The organism is Mesorhizobium sp. B2-3-13, from assembly GCF_006442195.1.
Lineage (GTDB): Bacteria > Pseudomonadota > Alphaproteobacteria > Rhizobiales > Rhizobiaceae > Mesorhizobium > Mesorhizobium salmacidum.
Map to the genome: position 1 here is coordinate 27,435 of NZ_VFVQ01000032.1, position 18,541 is coordinate 45,975.

At 62.5% G+C, this 18,541-nt stretch carries 13 protein-coding genes; 9 read left to right on the forward strand and 4 right to left on the reverse strand.

From position 1 onward, the window contains the following. Window positions 1-83 precede the first annotated feature (83 nt). The 5 genes from FJ941_RS26860 to FJ941_RS26880 are packed head-to-tail and all read left to right on the forward strand — an operon-like array spanning window position 84 to window position 6,217. The gene (locus tag FJ941_RS26860; protein ID WP_140510413.1) at window positions 84-746 is read left to right on the forward strand and encodes a DUF2291 family protein; all 663 of its coding nucleotides are present in this window, start codon (window positions 84-86) and stop codon (window positions 744-746) included. Further along, window positions 743-2,281: a sugar ABC transporter ATP-binding protein gene (locus FJ941_RS26865; RefSeq protein WP_140510414.1), complete on the forward strand. Its 1,539-nt coding sequence runs from the start codon at window positions 743-745 to the stop codon at window positions 2,279-2,281. Before FJ941_RS26860 ends, FJ941_RS26865 begins: the two co-directional genes overlap by 4 nt. Continuing rightward, entirely contained in the window at window positions 2,281-3,345 is a 1,065-nt protein-coding gene (locus FJ941_RS26870; RefSeq protein ID WP_140510416.1) for an ABC transporter permease, read from the forward strand. The genes FJ941_RS26865 and FJ941_RS26870 overlap by 1 nt, the downstream gene beginning before the upstream one ends. 2 nt (window positions 3,346-3,347) lie before the next feature. Further along, complete coding sequence (locus tag FJ941_RS26875) at window positions 3,348-4,382, forward strand: Gfo/Idh/MocA family oxidoreductase (RefSeq protein WP_140510418.1); 1,035 nt, start codon at window positions 3,348-3,350, stop codon at window positions 4,380-4,382. Continuing rightward, window positions 4,379-6,217, forward strand: a complete 1,839-nt coding sequence (locus FJ941_RS26880) for a hypothetical protein (protein WP_140510419.1) — start codon at window positions 4,379-4,381, stop codon at window positions 6,215-6,217. The genes FJ941_RS26875 and FJ941_RS26880 overlap by 4 nt, the downstream gene beginning before the upstream one ends. Before the next feature lie 4 nt (window positions 6,218-6,221). Here the strand turns inward: FJ941_RS26880 and FJ941_RS26885 are convergent, their stop codons facing one another. After that, window positions 6,222-6,935 (reverse strand): transcriptional regulator NanR, encoded by a 714-nt coding sequence (locus FJ941_RS26885; RefSeq protein ID WP_140510421.1) that lies wholly within the window; start codon window positions 6,933-6,935, stop codon window positions 6,222-6,224. Window positions 6,936-7,119: 184 nt separating this feature from the next. On the opposite strand from FJ941_RS26885, the gene oiaX reads away from it, so the two are divergent. The 4 genes from oiaX to FJ941_RS26905 all read left to right on the forward strand — a co-directional run bounded on the left by oiaX (window position 7,120) and on the right by FJ941_RS26905 (window position 12,533). Beyond that, complete coding sequence (gene oiaX, locus FJ941_RS26890) at window positions 7,120-8,370, forward strand: 3-oxo-isoapionate-4-phosphate decarboxylase OiaX (RefSeq protein ID WP_140510422.1); 1,251 nt, start codon at window positions 7,120-7,122, stop codon at window positions 8,368-8,370. A 5-nt stretch (window positions 8,371-8,375) separates the two neighbouring features. Beyond that, window positions 8,376-9,710 carry a four-carbon acid sugar kinase family protein gene (locus tag FJ941_RS26895; protein WP_140510424.1) on the forward strand — a complete coding sequence of 445 codons (1,335 nt, stop codon included), beginning with the start codon at window positions 8,376-8,378 and terminating at the stop codon, window positions 9,708-9,710. Between the two features lie 1,436 nt (window positions 9,711-11,146). Beyond that, on the forward strand, window positions 11,147-12,055 hold the full coding sequence (locus tag FJ941_RS26900; protein WP_140510426.1) for an MBL fold metallo-hydrolase: 909 nt from the start codon (window positions 11,147-11,149) through the stop codon (window positions 12,053-12,055). A 10-nt stretch (window positions 12,056-12,065) separates the two neighbouring features. Further along, window positions 12,066-12,533, forward strand: coding sequence for a metallophosphoesterase family protein (locus FJ941_RS26905; RefSeq protein ID WP_140510427.1), 468 nt, complete (start codon window positions 12,066-12,068; stop codon window positions 12,531-12,533). A 149-nt stretch (window positions 12,534-12,682) separates the two neighbouring features. Here FJ941_RS26905 and FJ941_RS26910 read toward each other — a convergent pair whose 3' ends face one another. From FJ941_RS26910 to FJ941_RS26920, 3 genes are all read right to left on the reverse strand, one after another. Then, entirely contained in the window at window positions 12,683-14,020 is a 1,338-nt protein-coding gene (locus tag FJ941_RS26910) for an HlyD family type I secretion periplasmic adaptor subunit (RefSeq protein WP_140510429.1), read from the reverse strand. Between the two features lie 22 nt (window positions 14,021-14,042). After that, complete coding sequence (locus FJ941_RS26915; protein WP_140510430.1) at window positions 14,043-15,737, reverse strand: type I secretion system permease/ATPase; 1,695 nt, start codon at window positions 15,735-15,737, stop codon at window positions 14,043-14,045. 63 nt (window positions 15,738-15,800) lie between these two features. Next, window positions 15,801-18,541: VCBS domain-containing protein (locus tag FJ941_RS26920; RefSeq protein ID WP_210242235.1), on the reverse strand; the 2,741-nt coding region annotated here is incomplete at its 5' end.

Consider the following 18,541-nt stretch of genomic DNA (forward strand, 5'->3'; position numbering starts at 1 on the left):
TGACGCAATTTCGGACGGAAAACCGTTTCACACTTTTTCTGGAATTGCTCCAGTTTCACGTTCCGGGTGATTTTTTGACCGCCATGCCGAACAGATTGACTTGGCTGACCCGTTTCACCGGGATGATGCTTGCGGCGCTCGTGGGCCTTGGCCTCAGCGCCTGCAAGATCCTGCCGACGCCCGTGGCGCAAGGCGAAAACAATGCGCCTGCCTTCAAACCGGACAAGATGGTCGAGGACATCTGGGGCTCGAAGGTCATACCCTATCTCAAGCAGAAGGCCGGGCCGTTTGCCGAGGTCCATGCGTTGGCGAAGACCGATCCGGCGTCGGCCGGCGCCAAATACGGCAACCCCAGGAAGCAGGCGAATTCGCCATGGACCTTCGCGGTGCGTGTCGAGGGCAAGATCATCGCCGCCAACACGCAGTCGCGCGCGGCAACGATGGACATTGACGTGGATGGCGACGGCAAGGCCGATGCGCGCGTCCAGATCGGGCCAGCGATGCGCGGCACGGCACTGCGCGACAGCCTCGATTTCGTCCAGTTCAACGACTTCACCAACCAGATCGACTTCGCCCAGTTCGGCAAGGCTTTCAACGCCTATGCGGACAAGGCCGTGCTGTCCAAACTGCCGCGCGAGGCACTTGAAGGCCGCGCCGCCAAGGTGATCGGCGCTTATACGATCGAAGGTGGCCAGGACCTGCCGCTGGTGACTCCGGCGGAGGCCGAGATCGGGCCGAAGCCATGAGCCCTGGTCGCGAGGTCATCCTCAAGCTGGAGGACGTCTCGAAGGTCTATGCCGGCACGGTGGCGGTCAAGCAGGCGAACTTCGAGGTGCGCAAGGGTGCCGTCAACGTGCTGGTCGGTGAAAACGGCGCCGGCAAGTCGACGCTGATGAAGATCATCGCCGGCGTCGAGCAGCCGACCGCCGGCCGCATCCTGCTCGAAGGCGAAGAGGTTTCCTTCTCCTCATCGGGAGATGCGGTGGCGCGCGGCATCGGCATGGTGTTCCAGGAGCTGAACCTGTTCGGCAACATGACCGTCGCCGAGAACATCTTCGCCACACGCGAAATCACCAACCGGCTGGGCAAGATCGACCGCAAGGAGCAGGAAAAGCGGGCGGGCGAATTCCTCGACCGGCTCGAAGCCGGCATCCGGCCAGACATGTTGGTCGAGGATCTGCGCATCGGCCAGCAACAGCTGGTCGAGATCGCCAAGGCGGTTTCGCTCGACGCCAAGATCCTGATCATGGACGAGCCGACCTCGGCATTGAGCGCGGCGGAAGTAGAAATCCTGTTCAAGGTGATCGCCGACCTCAAGGCGCGCGGCGTCGCCATCGTCTACATCTCCCACCGGCTGGAAGAACTGATCCGCATCGGCGACACCGTCACCGTGCTGCGCGACGGCCGTATCACCGGCCAGGAGGAAATGAGACGAGTCGACACGCAGTGGATCGTGCGGCAGATGATCGGCTCGGATGCCAAGGATTTCGCCAAGGCCGACGGACATCAGCCCGGCGAGGAAATCTTCCGCGCCGAGGAGATCTGCCTGCCGCGCGTTACCGGCGGACTGGCGGTCGACCATGTCTCGCTGTCGCTGCGCGCCGGCGAAATCCTCGGCATATACGGGCTGATGGGCGCTGGGCGCAGCGAGCTGTTCGACTGCATCATGGGCCGTCATGGCCATGCCAGCGGCAAGATCTTCATCGCCGGCAAGCAGGTGAAGGAGCGCGACACGACGCGCCGCATCCAGCGCGGGCTGGCATTGATCCCCGAGGACCGCCAGCGCGAAGGGCTGGTGTCGATCCTCTCGGTCGCCAGCAACCTGACGCTGGCGAGCTTGTCGCGCTTCGTCAGCCTGTTCCATATCCGCGGCGGCGCCGAGCGGCAGGCCGTCGTCCAGATGGTTCGGGAACTGGCGATCAAGGTCGCCGATCCGGCGCAGGAAGTCTCGTCACTGTCGGGCGGCAACCAGCAGAAGGTGGTGATCGGCAAGGCACTGCTCACCGAACCGAAAGTGCTTTTGATGGACGAACCCAGCCGCGGTATCGATGTCGGCGCCAAGGCCGACGTCTTCCGCACCATGCGCAAGCTTTCGCGCGACGGGCTCGGCATCCTGTTCGCCACCTCCGATCTCGACGAGGTGATGGCGCTGTCCGACCGCGTCGCGGTGATGAGCAATGGCAGACTGACTGGCATGTTCGACCGCGCCGAGGCGACGGAAGCGGCGATCGTCGCTGCGTCGGCGCTGGGCCACGGACCGGCACATGGAGAGCAACGCTGATGACTGACATTCCGGCCAAGGCGGCCGCTCCTTCCGCCTCCAGCGGTTCCGCGCTGCTGACGCTGATGAAGCTCAGGACCTTCATCGCGCTGATCGCGGTGCTGGTTTTCTTCTCGATCGCCGCGCCGAACTTCCTGTCGGCGGCGAACCTGATCCTGATGGCCAAGCACGTAGCGCTCAACGCCTTCCTGGCCATGGGCATGACCTTCGTCATCATCACCGGCGGCATTGATCTTTCGGTCGGCTCGATCGTCGGCCTGTGCGGCATGGTGGCCGGCTATCTCGTGCTCAACGGCATCGACCTGCAGATCGGCTACACCGTCTATTTCAACGTCGTCGAGATCGCCCTGATCACGCTTCTGGTCGGCATAGCGATCGGCGCCGTCAACGGGCTGCTGATCACCAGGCTCAACGTCGCCCCCTTCATCGCCACGCTCGGCGTTCTCTATGTCGCGCGCGGTTTCGCGCTGCTGTCCTCCGACGGCCGCACCTTCCCCAACCTCGTCGGCAAGCCGGAACTCGGCACCACCGGCTTCGGCTTCCTCGGCGCCGGCCGGCTGCTCGGCTTGCCGGTGTCGATTTGGATCCTGATCGTGATGGCGCTGGGGGCTGCCTACCTCGCGCGCTACACCCCGCTCGGCCGCCACATCTTCGCCGTCGGCGGTAATGAGCGCGCGGCGCGGATCTCGGGCGTGCGCGTCAACATGGTCAAGATGTTCGTCTACATGTTCTCCGGCTTCTGCGCCGCGATCGTCGGCCTGATCATCTCTTCGGAACTGATGGCCTCGCACCCGGCGACGGGCGAGAGCTTCGAATTGAACGCCATTGCCGCGGCGGTGCTCGGCGGCACTTCGATGTCGGGCGGACGCGGCACGATCGGCGGCACAATCGTCGGCGCCTTTGTCATCGGCATCCTGTCGGACGGGCTGGTGATGATGGGCGTGAGTTCCTTCTGGCAGATGGTGATCAAGGGCCTGGTCATCATCGTCGCCGTCGTCGTCGACCAGGCGCAGCGCCGGCTGCAGCAGCGCGTCACGCTGATGCAGATGGCAAAGGCGGGTTGAGCATGGAGAGCCTAAGTGGAGCGCTGATCGGCTGCGGCTTCTTCGCCGTCAACCAGATGCATGCCTGGCGCGACATCGAGGGCGTCTCGATCGTCGCGGTCTGCGACCGCGATGCCGAGCGACTGCGGATCGTCGGCGACCAGTTCGATGTCGCACGGCGCTACACTGACGCAGCGTCGATGTTTGCGGCGGAGAAACTCGACTTCGTCGACGTCGCCACCACGGTGGGCAGCCATCGTGAGCTGGTCGAGATGGCCGCCGCGCACGGCGTTCCCGTCATCTGCCAGAAGCCGTTCGCGCCGACGCTCAGTGATGCCAGGGCGATGGTGGAGGCCTGCCAAACAGCCGGCGTGCCATTGATGGTGCATGAGAACTTTCGCTGGCAGTCGCCGATCCAGGCGGTGCGCGCCGTACTCGACAGCGGCGAGATCGGGACGCCCTTCTTCGGCCGCATCTCCTTTCGCTCCGGCTATGACGTGTTTTCCGGCCAGCCCTATCTGGCGACGGGCAAACGCTTCATCATCGAGGATCTCGGCATTCATATTCTCGACATCGCCCGCTTCCTGCTCGGCGATGTGTCGAGCCTGACCGCGCGGACCGCACGCATCAACCCGGCCATCGCCGGCGAGGATGTCGCCACGATGCTCATGGACCACGCCGGCGGCGCCACTTCGGTGGTCGATTGCAGCTATGCGACCAAGCTCGCCGTGGAGCCGTTCCCGGAAACACTCATCGAACTCGACGGCAGCGACGGCACGATCCGGCTGGCGCAAGGCTACCGGCTGACCGTCACAGGCAAAACCGGAACCAAGGTGAACGACGTCTCGCCACCACTGCTGCCCTGGGCCTCACGGCCTTGGCACAACATCCAGGAAAGCGTTGCCGCCATCCAGCGGCACTGGGTCGACTGCCTTGCATCAGGCCAGGAACCGGCGACTTCAGGCGCTGACAATCTCAAAACATTTGCCCTGGTCGAGGCCGCCTATGCGGGTGCCGCCAGCCGCGGGCCGGTGCAAATCGACGCCTTGCTCAGATGACGGCTGAGGCTTTCCAGCTCTACGGCACGCGCGCGGCCGAGCCCAAGCCGGTCACGTTGCGCGCGGGCGCGCTGAGTACGGAGCTGGTCAACGGCAATCTGCGCACCATCCGCCATGGCGGCATCGAAGTGCTGCGCGCTATCGCCTATATCGTGCGCGACCGCGACTGGGGCACATACGAGCCTGATCTGACAGATCTGGCGATCGATCAGGAGGATGACCGTTTCTCAGTCAGTTACACGGCAAGCTGCCTCGGCCCGAACGGCAGCCGGCTCGGCTTCCGCGCCACGATCGAAGGCTCCGCCGACGGCAGGCTGGTGTTCGATGTGACCGCGTTGCCAGAGAGCGATTTCGAAACCAACCGCTGCGGCTTCTGCATCCTGCACCCGATCGCCGGGCTTGCCGGCAGCCCAGTGACGGTCGAGCATACCGACGGCGGGGTAGTCGAGACGGAACTGCCCGATCTGATCGACCCCTGGCAGCCGTTCAAGAATTTGCGCGCCATCACGCATCAGGTGCGGCCCGGCGTTGTCGCGCAATGCCGGATGGATGGCGACACATTCGAGATGGAAGACCAGCGCAACTGGTCTGACGCTTCCTACAAGACCTATGTGAGGCCGCTGGCGCTGCCATGGCCCTATGTGCTGCCGGCCAGACAACCCCTGCGTCAGACGATCAGCCTGCAAATCACCGGCGACGCCAACGTGCCTGCCTCGGCAGCGGCGGCCGAACCGGTCCGCGTCGAACTCGGCAAGGCCGGCTCGAAGCTGCCTGACATCGGCGTGGTGATCTATCCCGAGGATGTCGAGGCGGCACTTGCCGACCTGCCGGTGCTGGGAAGGCTCGGTCCGCGGCAGCTGCTTTTCCACTTTGATCCGACGCGAGGCCACGGCCTCAACGCGCTGCGCGCCCATGCCAGGCTCGCCGCCGCCTACCCTGTTTCGACGACGCTGGAATGCGTGGTCGCCTGCGCCGGCGATCTCGACGCCGAACTTTCCGATGTCGCCGATATGGTACGCCGGGCAGGCCTGCGGCTCGATGCTGTCGCGGTGTCTCCTGCGGTCGACCGCCAGTCGACGCCGCCGGGCAGTGCCTGGCCGGCATGCCCGCCGCTCGAGGACGTCTACACGGCGGCGCGGCGCGCCTTTCCCGATATCCGTCTCGGCGGCGGCATGTTCAGCTATTTCACCGAGCTCAACCGCAAGCGCGTTCCGGCCCACCAGCTCGATTTCATCACCCACTGCACCTGTCCGATCGTGCATGCCGCCGATGATCTCAGCGTCATGCAATCGCTGGAGGCGCTGCCCTTCATCACCCGGTCCACGCGGGCCATCTTCGGGACAAAGCCGTACCGGATCGGACCATCAACGATGGCCATGCGCCAGAACCCGTATGGTGGCGCGACCAAGGACAATCCGCAGGGGCAACGCATCGCCATGGCGAACCGCGATCCCCGCCATGCCGCGCAGTTCGCCGCCGCATGGACGATCGGCTATGCCGCGCGCGTCGCGCCGGCGGGCCTGGAGATGCTGACACTGTCCAGCTTCAGCGGGCCGTTCGGCGTGGTCGCGGGATCAGGCGAACCCGTCGCGCAAGGAACGCCGCGGCCGATCTTCCAGGCCGTCGAAGGGCTTTGTGAGTTGGCTGGACTGACGCATGTTTCCGCCATGACGAGCGACGAGACTCGGGTCCTGGCGCTGGCCGGTCGCTCTGTCTCGGGCAGGACCATCGTCTGGCTGGCGAACCTGACGGCGAATGATGTGTCCGTCGATGTTTCGGCGCTTGGCCAGGACCATCTCGTGATGTCGTCCTACGCCACTATGCGGGTCGGCTAGAGCTTCACTTCTCGGAATTCATCACATAGAGCGCACGCGAGCGTTCGAGGTGCTTGATCATCGCCTTCTCGGCACCGTCGGCATCCCGGTGCTCGATGCGGTCGATGATCTCCTCGTGCTCGGTCAGCGTGTATTTTTCCTTGCCGGTCCAGATAAGCATTTCAGTGTGGTATTCCTTCAGCCAGCCCAGCGTGGCTTCGCTGACGGCGACATAGATCGGATTCCCTGAAATGGACGCGATCTGGGTATGAAACTTCATGTCGGCTGAGATGAAGGCTTCCGAATCGCCGCGCGCGGCGCGCTGCTCGGCCACGGTTGCCTTCAGCAGTTGCACATCCTCCGATGTGGCCTTTTCCGCGGCTTCCCTGACCATGCCGCGTTCGAAAAAGATGCGCGCGGTCTTCAGGTGCTCCAGCGTGTCCCTGGACGAAGACAGGATGATCTTGGCCGCGCCGTCGACCTGCTTGATGATCGACTTGGCGGTCAGTTGCAGCACCTTGGCGCGCTCGCCATGCGAGATGGCGACGAGCCCCATATTGTTCAGCGCCTGCATGGCTTCACGGATCGCCGGTCGGCCGACCTCAAAGCGCTCCATCAACTCGCGCTCGGACGGCATGTCATCGCCGGGCTGCAGTTCGCCGCTGGTGATCAGCCGCTTCAGTCTTGCAAAGACTTCGTCGGAAAGTTTGCGCCGGACGATCGGCTCCGAACGGTTCATCGTCGCGAATCACTCCCTTGACCCAGCCCTATCTAGCATTGCCGCTGCGATTCCTGGAATGCCCGTCCGCTGACCGGACTGTAGCCGCCAATTGGGATAGTGCTTGCAATACTTATGTACTCATTATACCAGATTTCCTGCGCGACGAAACTTTTTTCGAACCCTTTTCGACCGGCCGACGTCCATGATCACTTTGACCTACCGCATCGAGACGGCCGGCAGCATCGAGTCCCTGGCGGCCAAGATCGCCAGCGACCAGTCGACCGGCACCTTCGTCGCGCTGCCGGGCGAGACGGAGGAACTGAAGGCTCGCGTGGCGGCGCGCGTGCTGGCAATCCGCCACCTGCCTGATGCCGCGCAGCCGTCTCTCCCGGGATCCGGCAACGGACCGTTCAGGCGCGCTGATGTCGACATCGCCTTTCCGTTCGATGCCATCGGCACCGACCTTGCGGCACTGATGACCATTGCCATCGGCGGCACATATTCGATCAAGGGGCTCACCGGCATTCGCGTCATCGATATGAAGCTGCCGGAACAATACCGGGGCGCCCATCCCGGACCACAATTCGGCCTCGCTGGCAGCCGCAGGCTGACCGGCGTCGAGGACCGTCCGATCATCGGCACCATCGTCAAGCCGGCGCTGGGCCTCCGGCCGCGTGAGACGGCCGCGATGGTGGGCGAACTGATCGAGGCCGGCGTCGATTTCATCAAGGACGACGAGAAGCTGATGAGCCCTGCCTATTCGCCGCTGGCGGAGCGGATAAAGGCGATCATGCCGCTCGTCCTCGACCATGAACAGAAGACCGGCAAGAAGGTGATGTATGCCTTCGGCATCTCGCATGCCGATCCCGACGAGATGATGCGCAACCACGATCTGGTGATCAAGGCCGGCGGCAATTGTGCCGTGGTCAACATCAACTCAATCGGCTTCGGCGGCATGGCGTTCTTGAGGAAGCGCTCCGGCCTGGTGCTGCACGCCCACCGCAATGGCTGGGACATCCTCACCCGCCATCCCGGCCTCGGCATGGATTTCAGAGTCTGGCAGCAGTTCTGGCGGCTGCTCGGCGTCGACCAGTTCCAGATTAATGGCATTGCCTCGAAATACTGGGAACCAGATGCATCCTTCGTCCGCTCCTTCAAGGCAGTGACCACGCCGATCTTCTCGCCTGACGATTGCGCGCTGCCGGTGGCCGGTTCCGGCCAATGGGGTGGACAGGCACCCGAGACCTATGAACGCACCGGGCGAACGGTCGATCTCCTTTATCTCTGCGGCGGCGGCATCGTCAGCCATCCGGACGGACCAGGCGCCGGCGTGCGCGCCGTGCGTCAGGCCTGGCAGGCGGCTGTGGACGGCATTCCGTTGGCCGATCATGCCCGCAGCCATGCCGAACTAGCGCGGTCGATTGAAAAATTCGGCGATGGCAGGGCGGCCTGACAGCCATGCAAGACCTGCTGCTCAGCTACTATGGCGACGACCTCACCGGCTCGACCGATGTGATGGAAGCACTCGAGCTTGGTGGCGTTCCGACCGTGTTGTTCATGCGCCAGCCGGACGCCGAGCAGCTTGCACGGTTTTCGCACTGTCGTGCGGTTGGCCTCGCTGGCACCAGCCGCAGCGAGACCCCGCAGTGGATGGACACGCATTTGCGTGACGCGTTCGCCTGGCTGAAGGCGCTGAGAGCCGAGATCTGCCATTACAAGGTCTGCTCGACCTTCGATTCAAGTCCGGTAATCGGCAGCATCGGCCGGGCAATCGAGATCGGCCGCTCGGTCTTCGCACAGGACAGCGTGCCTATGCTGGTCGGCGCACCACAGCTCAGACGCTACACTGCCTTTGGCCACTTGTTCGCGGCCTATCGCGACCAGTATTTCCGCATCGACCGTCATCCGGTGATGAGCCGCCATCCGACGACGCCGATGAATGAGTCCGACCTGCTGATTCATATGTCGCGACAGACCGGACTCTCCTTGGGATTGCTTGACCTGGCGACGCTGCAGTCCACATCGCGATCGCAGGCATTCGATCGCCTCGTGGAGAACGGTGCCGCCATCGTTCTTATCGACGTCGATAACCGGGAGACCCAAGCCCTTGCTGGCAAGGAAATATGGCGGGTTCGCAAACCGGGCGGTTCCATCGTCGTCGGCTCGTCCGGAATCGAATATGCGCTGTTGACCGAGTGGGCGTCGAGGGGCATCGCCAACGCTGGGCCACGCTTTGCGCCGCCGGGTGCCGTCGACCGGGTGGCCGTCGTGTCGGGCAGTTGCTCGCGGACCACCGAACGACAGATCCGGCATGCCCTGTCCGACGGTTTCGACGGCATTGAGGTCGACCCTGTCGAATTGGTTTCGGAGGGGTCGATGCAGGCGATTGCGCGTGCGGCGGCAAAGGGCCGCGCCAGTCTGCAAGCCGGGCGCAGCGTCATCCTCTATACGGCACTTGGCCCCACCGCCGACAGGGGCGCCGAAATCGACCGGGAGGATGGTGCCCGCCACAAGCTTGGCCGCGGCCTTGGTGCGCTGCTGCGCCAATTGACGGAGGAGCAGAGCTTGCGGCGCGTGATCATCGCAGGCGGTGACACATCAAGCCATGCGCTGGGACAAATGGGTGTAGACGCGCTGACCGTCAGGATGCCCCTGCCCGCCTCGCCCGGTTCCCCGCTTTGCGTAGCCCATTCCAGCATCGATGCGATCGACGGACTGGAGATCGCGTTGAAGGGCGGGCAGGTAGGAACCGACCGCTATTTCTCGTCCATCCGTGACGGCCTTCAGAATTGACCATGACGTTGCGCTGGGACATTGCGAACCTTGGGGAGACATGCACAGTCGATTAGGGTTTGCGCCTGAGCACCAAGCGAGCACATGTCTGCTCGAAAGTCGACCGGCAGAGCCCCCCGGAACAGGCCTTTAGAATAAGCATTGGTTGAGCGACGACCGCTTTCGAAAAAGGCTGCGCTTCGCCAGGAATGGCAGACATGCTGCGCAAGCGAGCCACCCCGCCTGACTGCTCAAAATGACCGCTTTCGGGGACTGGCTACGGCGGGCTCTACAACTGATTGAGGCGCATTGCGGACCCGCCTTTGGGCACGCCAAACCGCAGCCTCCGCGATCGCACCAGGAAAACCTCTCGATCCGGGTATTGGTCGTCAGGAGAAACCGTTCTTGAGCGCCTACTGTCCAGCCTGTCGCTGGTTAGATGAGAGGAAGTGAATCTAACCAGCGATTACCTTTGGCGAGACAAACCTGCTCTCGACAAAACGGCTTCGCGCGATCTGTCGAGGGGTCGGCATCTTCTGCGTCTCCCGGATACCAGAGCCAACAAATTCGACGGGTCCACTTATGCGGCCGAGCTGAAGCATTTCCGGTTTGGGCGATTGCGCGGGATGTAGGACTAGAGATGCAGCTTAAGCCGCAAAAACTGCCGCCGACCTCGAACGCAGCAAACCACAGCCCTTGGTTACGGCCTGTTAGACAAGCCTATTTGCACGCCGTTGTACGCCAAAACCCTCTGTCGGGCTGAACGGGATTTGCTTCCGAAGCACGACGTGTCAGATCAACAACGGTCCGGAAGAGGGCAGCTGAATCTCTGCTATTGCCGTATCCCTCACTCCCACTCGATTGTTTCCAGCCCAGCTAGGCTATTGATCTAGCTGGTTTTTTCTTGTTTTCCGCTCAAAAGTCCGAAACATGGCCGTCAAAAAGTTAATCTTTTGATTTTAAAGGGAAAATCGTCGCAAAAAATATTTTGAGGTTTCACCGACTATCGGGACCAATCGGACGATTTCAACCTCTCGGCACCCGGCGGCATGCTCGCTCCCGTCTTGAAAAGTACCGTCATCCTTGAGGTCGAATCTTTGTGTCGCCACGAGTTCGTTCAGGCTTGGTAGAGGCCTTTTTGGCTGATGCCATGACTGTCTCCTCTTCGAGGACCGTTTTCGCGTCACCACCTTTGATCATATCGGAATAGACGGCTCGGATCTCACTACCCATAATCCGGCGCGATACGCGACCCTCGGTGCCGAATTCACACATATCCTTTAAAGCGAGGCAGCCTGCGAGGCATAGGTAGCAAGTAAGGCTGGAGCCTTCCCACCGGCGCTCTCGGCCAGCAAGTTCGCCAACAACTGTTGCGCCAAACCGGTTACGCAAAGTCTATCTAGGACCGCTCCTTCGCCCGCTTTGAGGTCTCGTTGCCCGCGAGGTAGACTGCTCGCATGACCTTCAGGCTTATCTTCCTCGGGACCTCGGCCAGCGTGCCCTCGGCCGAGCGCAATCACCCGGCGCTGCTCGTTGAAGCCGGCAGTCAACGGGTGCTGGTCGATTGCGGGGAAGGCACCCAGCGTCAGCTTCTGCGCAGCGGCGCCGGATTCAGGCGACTTGATCGCCTGCTCCTCACGCACGCGCATTTCGACCACGTGCTCGGGATTCCAGGCTTGTTCTCGACGCTTCGGCTCCGGCAGAGCAAGAACCATGTGACCATTCATGGTAGCGCAGACACTCTTGACGTCGTCGCCCGCATGCTCGCTGGCCTTTGGGGTGAGGGACGCGCGCCGATCCCGCTGCAACTCGTGCCGCTTGCCCCCGGACGCGTGTTCGAGGTGGATGAGTTCACCGTCGATTGCTTTCAAGTTCGCCATCGCGACACCGACAGCTATGGCTTCGTCTTCGAGACGCCGGCGCGTCGTCACCTCCGTTCGGACCGCTTGGTAGCTCTCGGTGTGCCAGACGGTCCGATCCGGAAGGATTTGGCTGAAGGCCGCTCAATTTCTCTCCCCGACGGCCGAACGATTGCTCCCGAAGCAGTCCTCGGGCCACCCGGGGCTGGCAAGAAGCTGGTCATAGTAGGCGACACCGAAACCACTGATGGATTGGCCGACAAGGTGAGCGGCGCCGACCTGCTTGTCATCGAAGCCACATTCCTGCAACGAGATGCAGCGATGGCGCGCGACTACGGACATCTGACAGCCGCGGAGGCAGCATCGCTGGCAGCGACAAGCGATGTAAAGCAGCTCGTTCTTACGCACATCTCCGGCCGCTATTGCGACGAAGAAATTCTCGCGGAAGCCGTTCAGGCGTTTGCGAACAGCCTTATCGCAACGGATTTAACCACCCTCACCGTCTAGTGGCAGGGCCATGACATTCAGAATTGGCGTCATCTCGGACACGCACGGCTTGCTGAGGCCGGAGGCGGCGCGTTGCCTGGCCGGAGTCGACCACATCATTCATGGAGGAGACATCGGTCGCCCTGAGATCATCACGGCGCTTCGCTGTATCGCGCCGGTTACCGCGATCAGAGGAAACGTAGACACCGGTGGCTGGGCGCTCCCATACGCGGAAACCGAGCTCGTACGCCTCGCCGGGCGAGCAATCTACGTGCTTCATGATCTCAAGACGCTGCAGGTCGACCCGGTTGCCCAAGGCATCGACTTGATCGTGTCCGGTCACTCGCATGTGCCGAGGATGGAGACAGTGGATGGCGTGCTTTATTTGAATCCGGGCAGCGCTGGCCCACGACGGTTTAAGCTGCCTGTCACCCTTGCGGCGGTCGACATCACTCGAGACAGCATAGAGCCTTCGATATTGAGCTTGGCAAGCGGCTGAACCAATTCACCGCGCACATCACGCCCGCACCCTATCCGACTGTCTCCTCGATTTTTCACAAGATGGCAGGCGCGCCGCAACGCGGAGACACGCATTCTTCGCGATTTGTTAACGGGAGTTCTCGCCGCGTGCGGTGATGGACTGATCCGTCATTTCTGGCGAAACGCTGAGTGGAACGACACAACCAGCGGCCCTAGAATGTAGTCGAGCGCCGTGCGTTGCTCGGTAACGATCATGACTGACGCCGGCATGCCCGGATAAAGCGCGATCTGTGGGGCTGCGGCCAATTCCACCGGATCGACCGCTACGTCCGCGAGATAATAGGGGAAGCCGGTCTTGGTGTCGGTAATGCGATCCGCCGAAATGCGGGCGACGCGTCCATGAATTATGGGGATCGAACGCTGCTTGTATGATGTGAAACGAACTTCGGCGGCCATGTCGGGACGCAGGTTCGATATATCCTCGACGCGAACCTGTGCCTGGACGATCAGTGAATTCTCGGTCGGCACGATGTCAAGGATGGTCTGGCCCGGCGCCACGATCGCACCGATCGAGAAAACGCTGAGATCCATCACCTGGCCATCATAGGGCGCACGCACTTCGGCCCGGTCCATGGCAGCCTGGGCGGCGAACATCTTGGGTATGAGGTCGGACAGGTTCGATTGCGTATCGATCAGCATGGCCGACAGCTTGGTCCGGCGCTCATTGGTCAATTGTGCGATCTGGCTCTCGAGTTCGGCTTTGCTCTGTTGGCTGCCGCCGATGGCGCCGAGATTATCGTCGATCAAGCCCTGCAAATCCGAGGCCGACCTTTCCAGTTCCAGGATGCGTGGGCGGGTCGTCAAACCGGCCTTGAGCAGCTTCGACAGGCTGGCCTTCTCGCCGATCGTCGATTTGAGCTGGGCCCGGTAGGATTCGACCCGAGACTGCTTGCCCCGTATCTGCTCCTCGAGCTCGGCAATGCGCCGCTCGAGGATCTGCCTTGCGCCGGCCATCGAGGCGCGTTGGCTTTCCAGGTCGGCGATCTGGTTTGCCATTGCGTCCTTGAGGTAGTCCTGGTGCTCCTTGAGGATGTCCTTGGGAAAGGCAACCGCCTCGCTGCCGTCCAGTTCGGCGCGGATCCTGGCATCGGTGGCGCGCAACAGTGCATATTGCTGGGCATAGAGATTGAACTCGGACCGGATCCTGGTGTCGTCCAGCTTCAGCATTATGTCGCCCTTCCTGACGACGTCGCCATCCTTAACGCGGATCTCCTTCACCGTACCGCCGTCGAAGTGCTGGACGCTCTTGCGATTGCCTTCCACCTTGACAATGGCATCGGCGAGCACGGCACCGTTCAGAGGGGCAAAGGCCGCCCAGCCGCCGAAAATGCCGAAAAAGGCCATTATGATCAGCAGGCCGATATAGGCCGGCACCCGGATGGAATCCGGAGCCAGGATGCCGGCCTCGCCGGGCAGGCTATGGTAAGTGAGGGCACTGTCGCTCATCGATCTCTCCGACCACCACAGCTCATTGGGTCGCCACTGCCATTGGAGCCGCGCGCTGGTTGAGCAGCGCCACGATCTCGTTTCTCATGCCGAACGCCTCGACGGCGCCATCGCGCAACAGCAGGATCTTGTCGACATTCGCCAAGGTCGAGGGCCGGTGCGAGACGATGATCACCGTGCTGCCGCGGCGTTTCAGCTCAATCGCGCAGTCGCTCAGCGCGCGGTCACCATCGGCGTCTAGATTGGAGCTCGGCTCGTCGAGAATGATCAGTTTCGGCGTTCCAAACACCGCCCGGGCAAGAGCAATCCGTTGCCGATATCCTCCCGACAGCACGGCGCCGCCCTCCCCGATCTGCGTCTCGTAGCCCTGCGGCAGTCGGATAATCATCTCGTGTACGCCGGCGAGCCGCGCGGCCTCGATCACCTCCTGGTCAACATTGGTCTTGAAGCGCCCAATGTTGGCGGCGACGGTATCGGAGAAGAGTTCGATATCTTGCGGCAGGTAGCCGATGTGATCACCTAATGCGTCGTGCCCCCATTGCGACAGGTCGGCGCCATCCAGCCTGACTGTGCCGCGACTGGGTTGCATGACGCCGGCAAGGTGGCGCGCCAGGGTCGACTTGCCGGCGCCGGAGGGGCCAACGATTCCGAGCGCCTCGCCTGCTTCCAACCGAAACGACACGTCGCGCAGAAGCACTTTCTGCTGGCTTTGAATTGCAAAGCTTACCTGCTCGACGGAAATCATGCCGCTGGGCTTCGGCAGGTTGAACGCTCTTTCGTTGCGCGCACCCCCGTCGACCAGCCTCTCGACCCTTGCCAACGCTGCCCGCGCCAGGATCAGGCTGCGCCAGAGGCCGACGATCTGCTCGACAGGCTGCAACCCCCTGCCCAGCAGGAGGCTCGCCGCGAACATGGTGCCGCCGGTAATCTGCCGTTCGATGACCAGATAGGCGCCGAGGCCGAGGATCAGCGATTGCATGGTGAGCCGCAGGAACCGGATGAGGCCCGACATCAAGGCGGCACGGTCGCTTGCCTCCGCCTGGCGCCGCAGCGCGAGGTTGCGGTCGCGCCCCCAGCGGCGGATGAGACCGTCGATCATCCCCATGGCGCGAACGACTTCGGAGTTCCTGAGGCTCATCTCGGTGAAGTTATAGTTGTTTGTCGCTAGCTCGTTGGCCTGCTTCAGCGGCGAGCGCACGAGATACTCGTTGAGAACGGCCATGCCGATCAGAAGCAACGAGCAGCCCAGCGCGAAGAAGCCGAGCCACGGATGCAGCAGGAAGATGATGCCGATGTAGATGGGCGACCATGGCAGATCGAACAAAGCGTGGATGCCGCTGCCGGTGATGACCTGTCTGAACGTATCGAAGTCGCGGATCGGCTGGCTCGGCGAGGAGCCGGGCGATGGGGTTTCGACTGACGCGGCCAGGATCTTTGCCGAAAGCAGCCGGTCGAGCCGGGCGCTGGCACGTGTCAGGATCCAGGCGCGGACCAGGTCGAGCCCCGCCAGCGAAAGGAAGGCCGCCAGCAACACCAGGGTCAGCATCACCAGCGTGGTTTCGCTGCCGCTGGTGACAACCCGGTCGTAGATCTGCAGCATGTAGAGGGGGGAAGCGAGGTAGAGCAGGTTGATCGCGAGGCTGAATGCCGCCGCAACCAGGAAATAGCGGCGGCATGCCCGAAGCGCATCCTTCACAATTCGAGACTTGCTATCCACTTCCAGAACCCCACTCGATACTCGTCAGGTCAGGGAGCCGCCGTAGCCGGCGGCCCTTTTCGCTCACACCACGAAGTCGCTTGAAATCGCTCCATTGCCGATGCCGGTCAGCGTGAATTCCGCCGGATTGTACGAAACGACGGTATGACCCTGGCCGTCATCGGCAAGCTTGAAGGCGTTCGCATCATAATTGCCGACCAGATGCAGCGCGGCGCCGTGGGTGCCGTCCGAAACGGTCAGCGTTCCGCCGCTGCCATCCTGGTTTGCCTGATAGACGGCCGTCGTTCCCGCACCGAACAGGATATCGCCGAGGTCCAGCCTGTCATCATTGGTGATGCCCCCGATCCGTCCGCTGTAGTCGAAAGAATCGTCGAGTTGCAGCATGCCGGCAGCGTCGTGTCCGAAGGTGACGTCCGTCGACGAGGCGCCACCGAATTCCAGCTTCGACAAATTGCCGATGGTGGCGTCGCCGTCGCCGGTAACCTGGCCGTGGATCACGATGTCGCCGCCATTGGCCCAGAGCATGCCTGAATTCGCCAGGCCGCCGGAGACCGTCAAGCCGCCTGAACCCGTTGCCTCGAGCGTTCCGGAGTTGGTGACGACGCTGCCACCGGTATCGATGACCAGCGCGTGCGAGCCGGTGGCGATAATGGTGCCCTGGTTGTCGATGCTGAGCATGCCGCCGCCCAGCTGGCCGGCGCCCGAGATCGTGTTATCGACGTTGACCAGAGTGACGTCCGGCCCTGTGCCGGAAATCATGTTGGCGGCGCTGTCGGACAGCAGGATCTGCCCGCCCCCCTGCAATGTCACGCCGTGCTGAACGACCTGCAGCAGCGTATCGCTGCCGGTCGAGTCGAGCGAGATGAGGCCGCTGTTGTTGATAATGCCGCTGAGCGGCAGCAACGCGCCGTCGCCGATCGTCATGGTGCCTGAATTGTTGACCACAGGCGTCTGGTCGAACACGAAATTACTCGCTGTGAGTGCGCCCGAATGCACGCCGTCCAGCGTGATCGACTGTCCGTCGCCGAGTGCGATCACCGCATTGCCGTTGGCATCGTCGGCGATATGCGTCTGGAGGTCGGCGAAGTCCGCCAGTCCGTTATAGCCGATGAGATCGATCTGGTCGGCGGCCGCATCGAAATTGTGCACCGTGTCGGCGCCAATCGGTTGCGAGAAGACGAAGAGATCATTGCCGTGCGAGCCGGTCAGCACGTCGTCGCCGGACCAGGCAAAGATCGGCGAACCCGGTGCATAGGCCTCGACATTGTCGGCTATCGACGCGGTGCCCAAGGTGCCGTCGGCATTGATCCAGGTCATCTGGACATCGAGAACGGCGGCGCCGGTAAAGTTCACCGGCGTGGTGACGGTCAGCCCGTGCAGGTCGTTGGTCTGCGTCGTCCAGCTTCCGTCGGCATTATGGGTCGCACCGTCGATGGTCCAGCCCGAAGGCACATCCTTCACCGTGACGGTGATGAGGGCACCTTCATGCGAGGGGTCGGCGAGAGCAAGTTTGATGGGCTCGCCGGAGGTGCCGGCGGGTTTAAGGGTGCCTTGGCTGGCGCCGGTGCTGAGATTGCCCGCGCCGTCTTTGAAGGCCCCTGCGGCAAAAGTTGCCGTGTAGGTTGTGCCGTTATTGGGCTTGGTCACTAGGAGAGTATACGTATCAACTGTGTTGCCGCCGCCATCGGTCGTTGTGCCCCATGTGCCCGTGGTCGAGACCAGGAGTACGCTGTTCGACAGCGCCAGCTTTGTTGAATCGAAGAATGAGTGGTTCATCCCCACTTCGCTAAACGTGACAACGAGCGTGCTCGGCGCGTTGTTGTTCCCCTGAACACCGCTGATTAAAGTAATATTGGGCGGCGTGGTATCGCCACCCGTCACGTTGATCGTCGCGGTGGCGCTGCTGGTATCCGCGCCTCCATTGGCCGTGCCGTCTCCATCCACCAACGTGTAGGTCACCGTCTTAGCGATGGTGGCGCTGGTCGCGTTGGCATAGAGGATATGATCGGCGAGGGCCTGTGTCGCGGCCTGCGTGGCGTTTGCATTGAAGGTGACGACGAGGCTTGTCCCGCCTGTTCCGCCGGTGAATGTACCGATGGTCGTGCCGCCATAGGTGACGTTGGTGCCGGTGACACCGATCTGCCCGACCCCGGTACCCTGGTTCTGGATCGTCAGCTGGTCCGCCGCTGTGCCGTTTGTCGTGAAGGCGACGGTCAGCGATCCGCCACCGAAGTTGGCGGAGTCGATATCCGTTACTGTTCCCGCAGGAGCGATGGCGGTCGCCGCGGATCCAGCCGTGTAGCTCAGCGACGCCGATGCTCCGGCCGCGGCGCCGTTGAGATCAATTACGGGTGCGTCATTGGTGCCATGGATCGTGACCACAACGTTTTGAGTGGTCGAACCGCCATGATTGTCCGCAACCGTGACCTTATAGGTCTCCTGAATGGTCTGACCCGCCGCCAGGAACTGAACCGCCGCGTTGTTGACGCTGTAGTTCCAGGTCCCGGTGCCTCCAGTGCCGCCGGACGTATCCAGAGTCTTTGCAGCGCTGAGTGAGCCGAGTTGACCCCCGCCGGCATTGGTTGATGACAAGAAGCTCGCGCTCACAGTGTGGGTGTCGGTCAGGTCCACGTCAGCGAAGCTGATCGTGCCCGAGGTGGTCTCGGTCGCACCCGCCGGACTGTCTTCCGTCACCGACCCCGTTGCGGTCGCCGTCATTGTCGGATTGTCGTTGGTGCCGTGAATGGTGACGGTGACCAGCTGGCTGGCGGTGCCGTCGGAGGAGACGGCGGTGAAGCTGTCGG

What these genes read in the sequence shown, in the direction of transcription:
- FJ941_RS26860 (WP_140510413.1), top strand. Translation starts at nt 84, where the DNA reads ATGCCGAACAGATTGACTTGGCTGACCCGTTTCACCGGGATGATGCTT.
- FJ941_RS26865 (WP_140510414.1), top strand. Translation starts at nt 743, where the DNA reads ATGAGCCCTGGTCGCGAGGTCATCCTCAAGCTGGAGGACGTCTCGAAG.
- FJ941_RS26870 (WP_140510416.1), top strand. Translation starts at nt 2,281, where the DNA reads ATGACTGACATTCCGGCCAAGGCGGCCGCTCCTTCCGCCTCCAGCGGT.
- FJ941_RS26875 (WP_140510418.1), top strand. Translation starts at nt 3,348, where the DNA reads ATGGAGAGCCTAAGTGGAGCGCTGATCGGCTGCGGCTTCTTCGCCGTC.
- FJ941_RS26880 (WP_140510419.1), top strand. Translation starts at nt 4,379, where the DNA reads ATGACGGCTGAGGCTTTCCAGCTCTACGGCACGCGCGCGGCCGAGCCC.
- FJ941_RS26885 (WP_140510421.1), bottom strand. Translation starts at nt 6,935, where the DNA reads ATGAACCGTTCGGAGCCGATCGTCCGGCGCAAACTTTCCGACGAAGTC.
- oiaX (WP_140510422.1), top strand. Translation starts at nt 7,120, where the DNA reads ATGATCACTTTGACCTACCGCATCGAGACGGCCGGCAGCATCGAGTCC.
- FJ941_RS26895 (WP_140510424.1), top strand. Translation starts at nt 8,376, where the DNA reads ATGCAAGACCTGCTGCTCAGCTACTATGGCGACGACCTCACCGGCTCG.
- FJ941_RS26900 (WP_140510426.1), top strand. Translation starts at nt 11,147, where the DNA reads ATGACCTTCAGGCTTATCTTCCTCGGGACCTCGGCCAGCGTGCCCTCG.
- FJ941_RS26905 (WP_140510427.1), top strand. Translation starts at nt 12,066, where the DNA reads ATGACATTCAGAATTGGCGTCATCTCGGACACGCACGGCTTGCTGAGG.
- FJ941_RS26910 (WP_140510429.1), bottom strand. Translation starts at nt 14,020, where the DNA reads ATGAGCGACAGTGCCCTCACTTACCATAGCCTGCCCGGCGAGGCCGGC.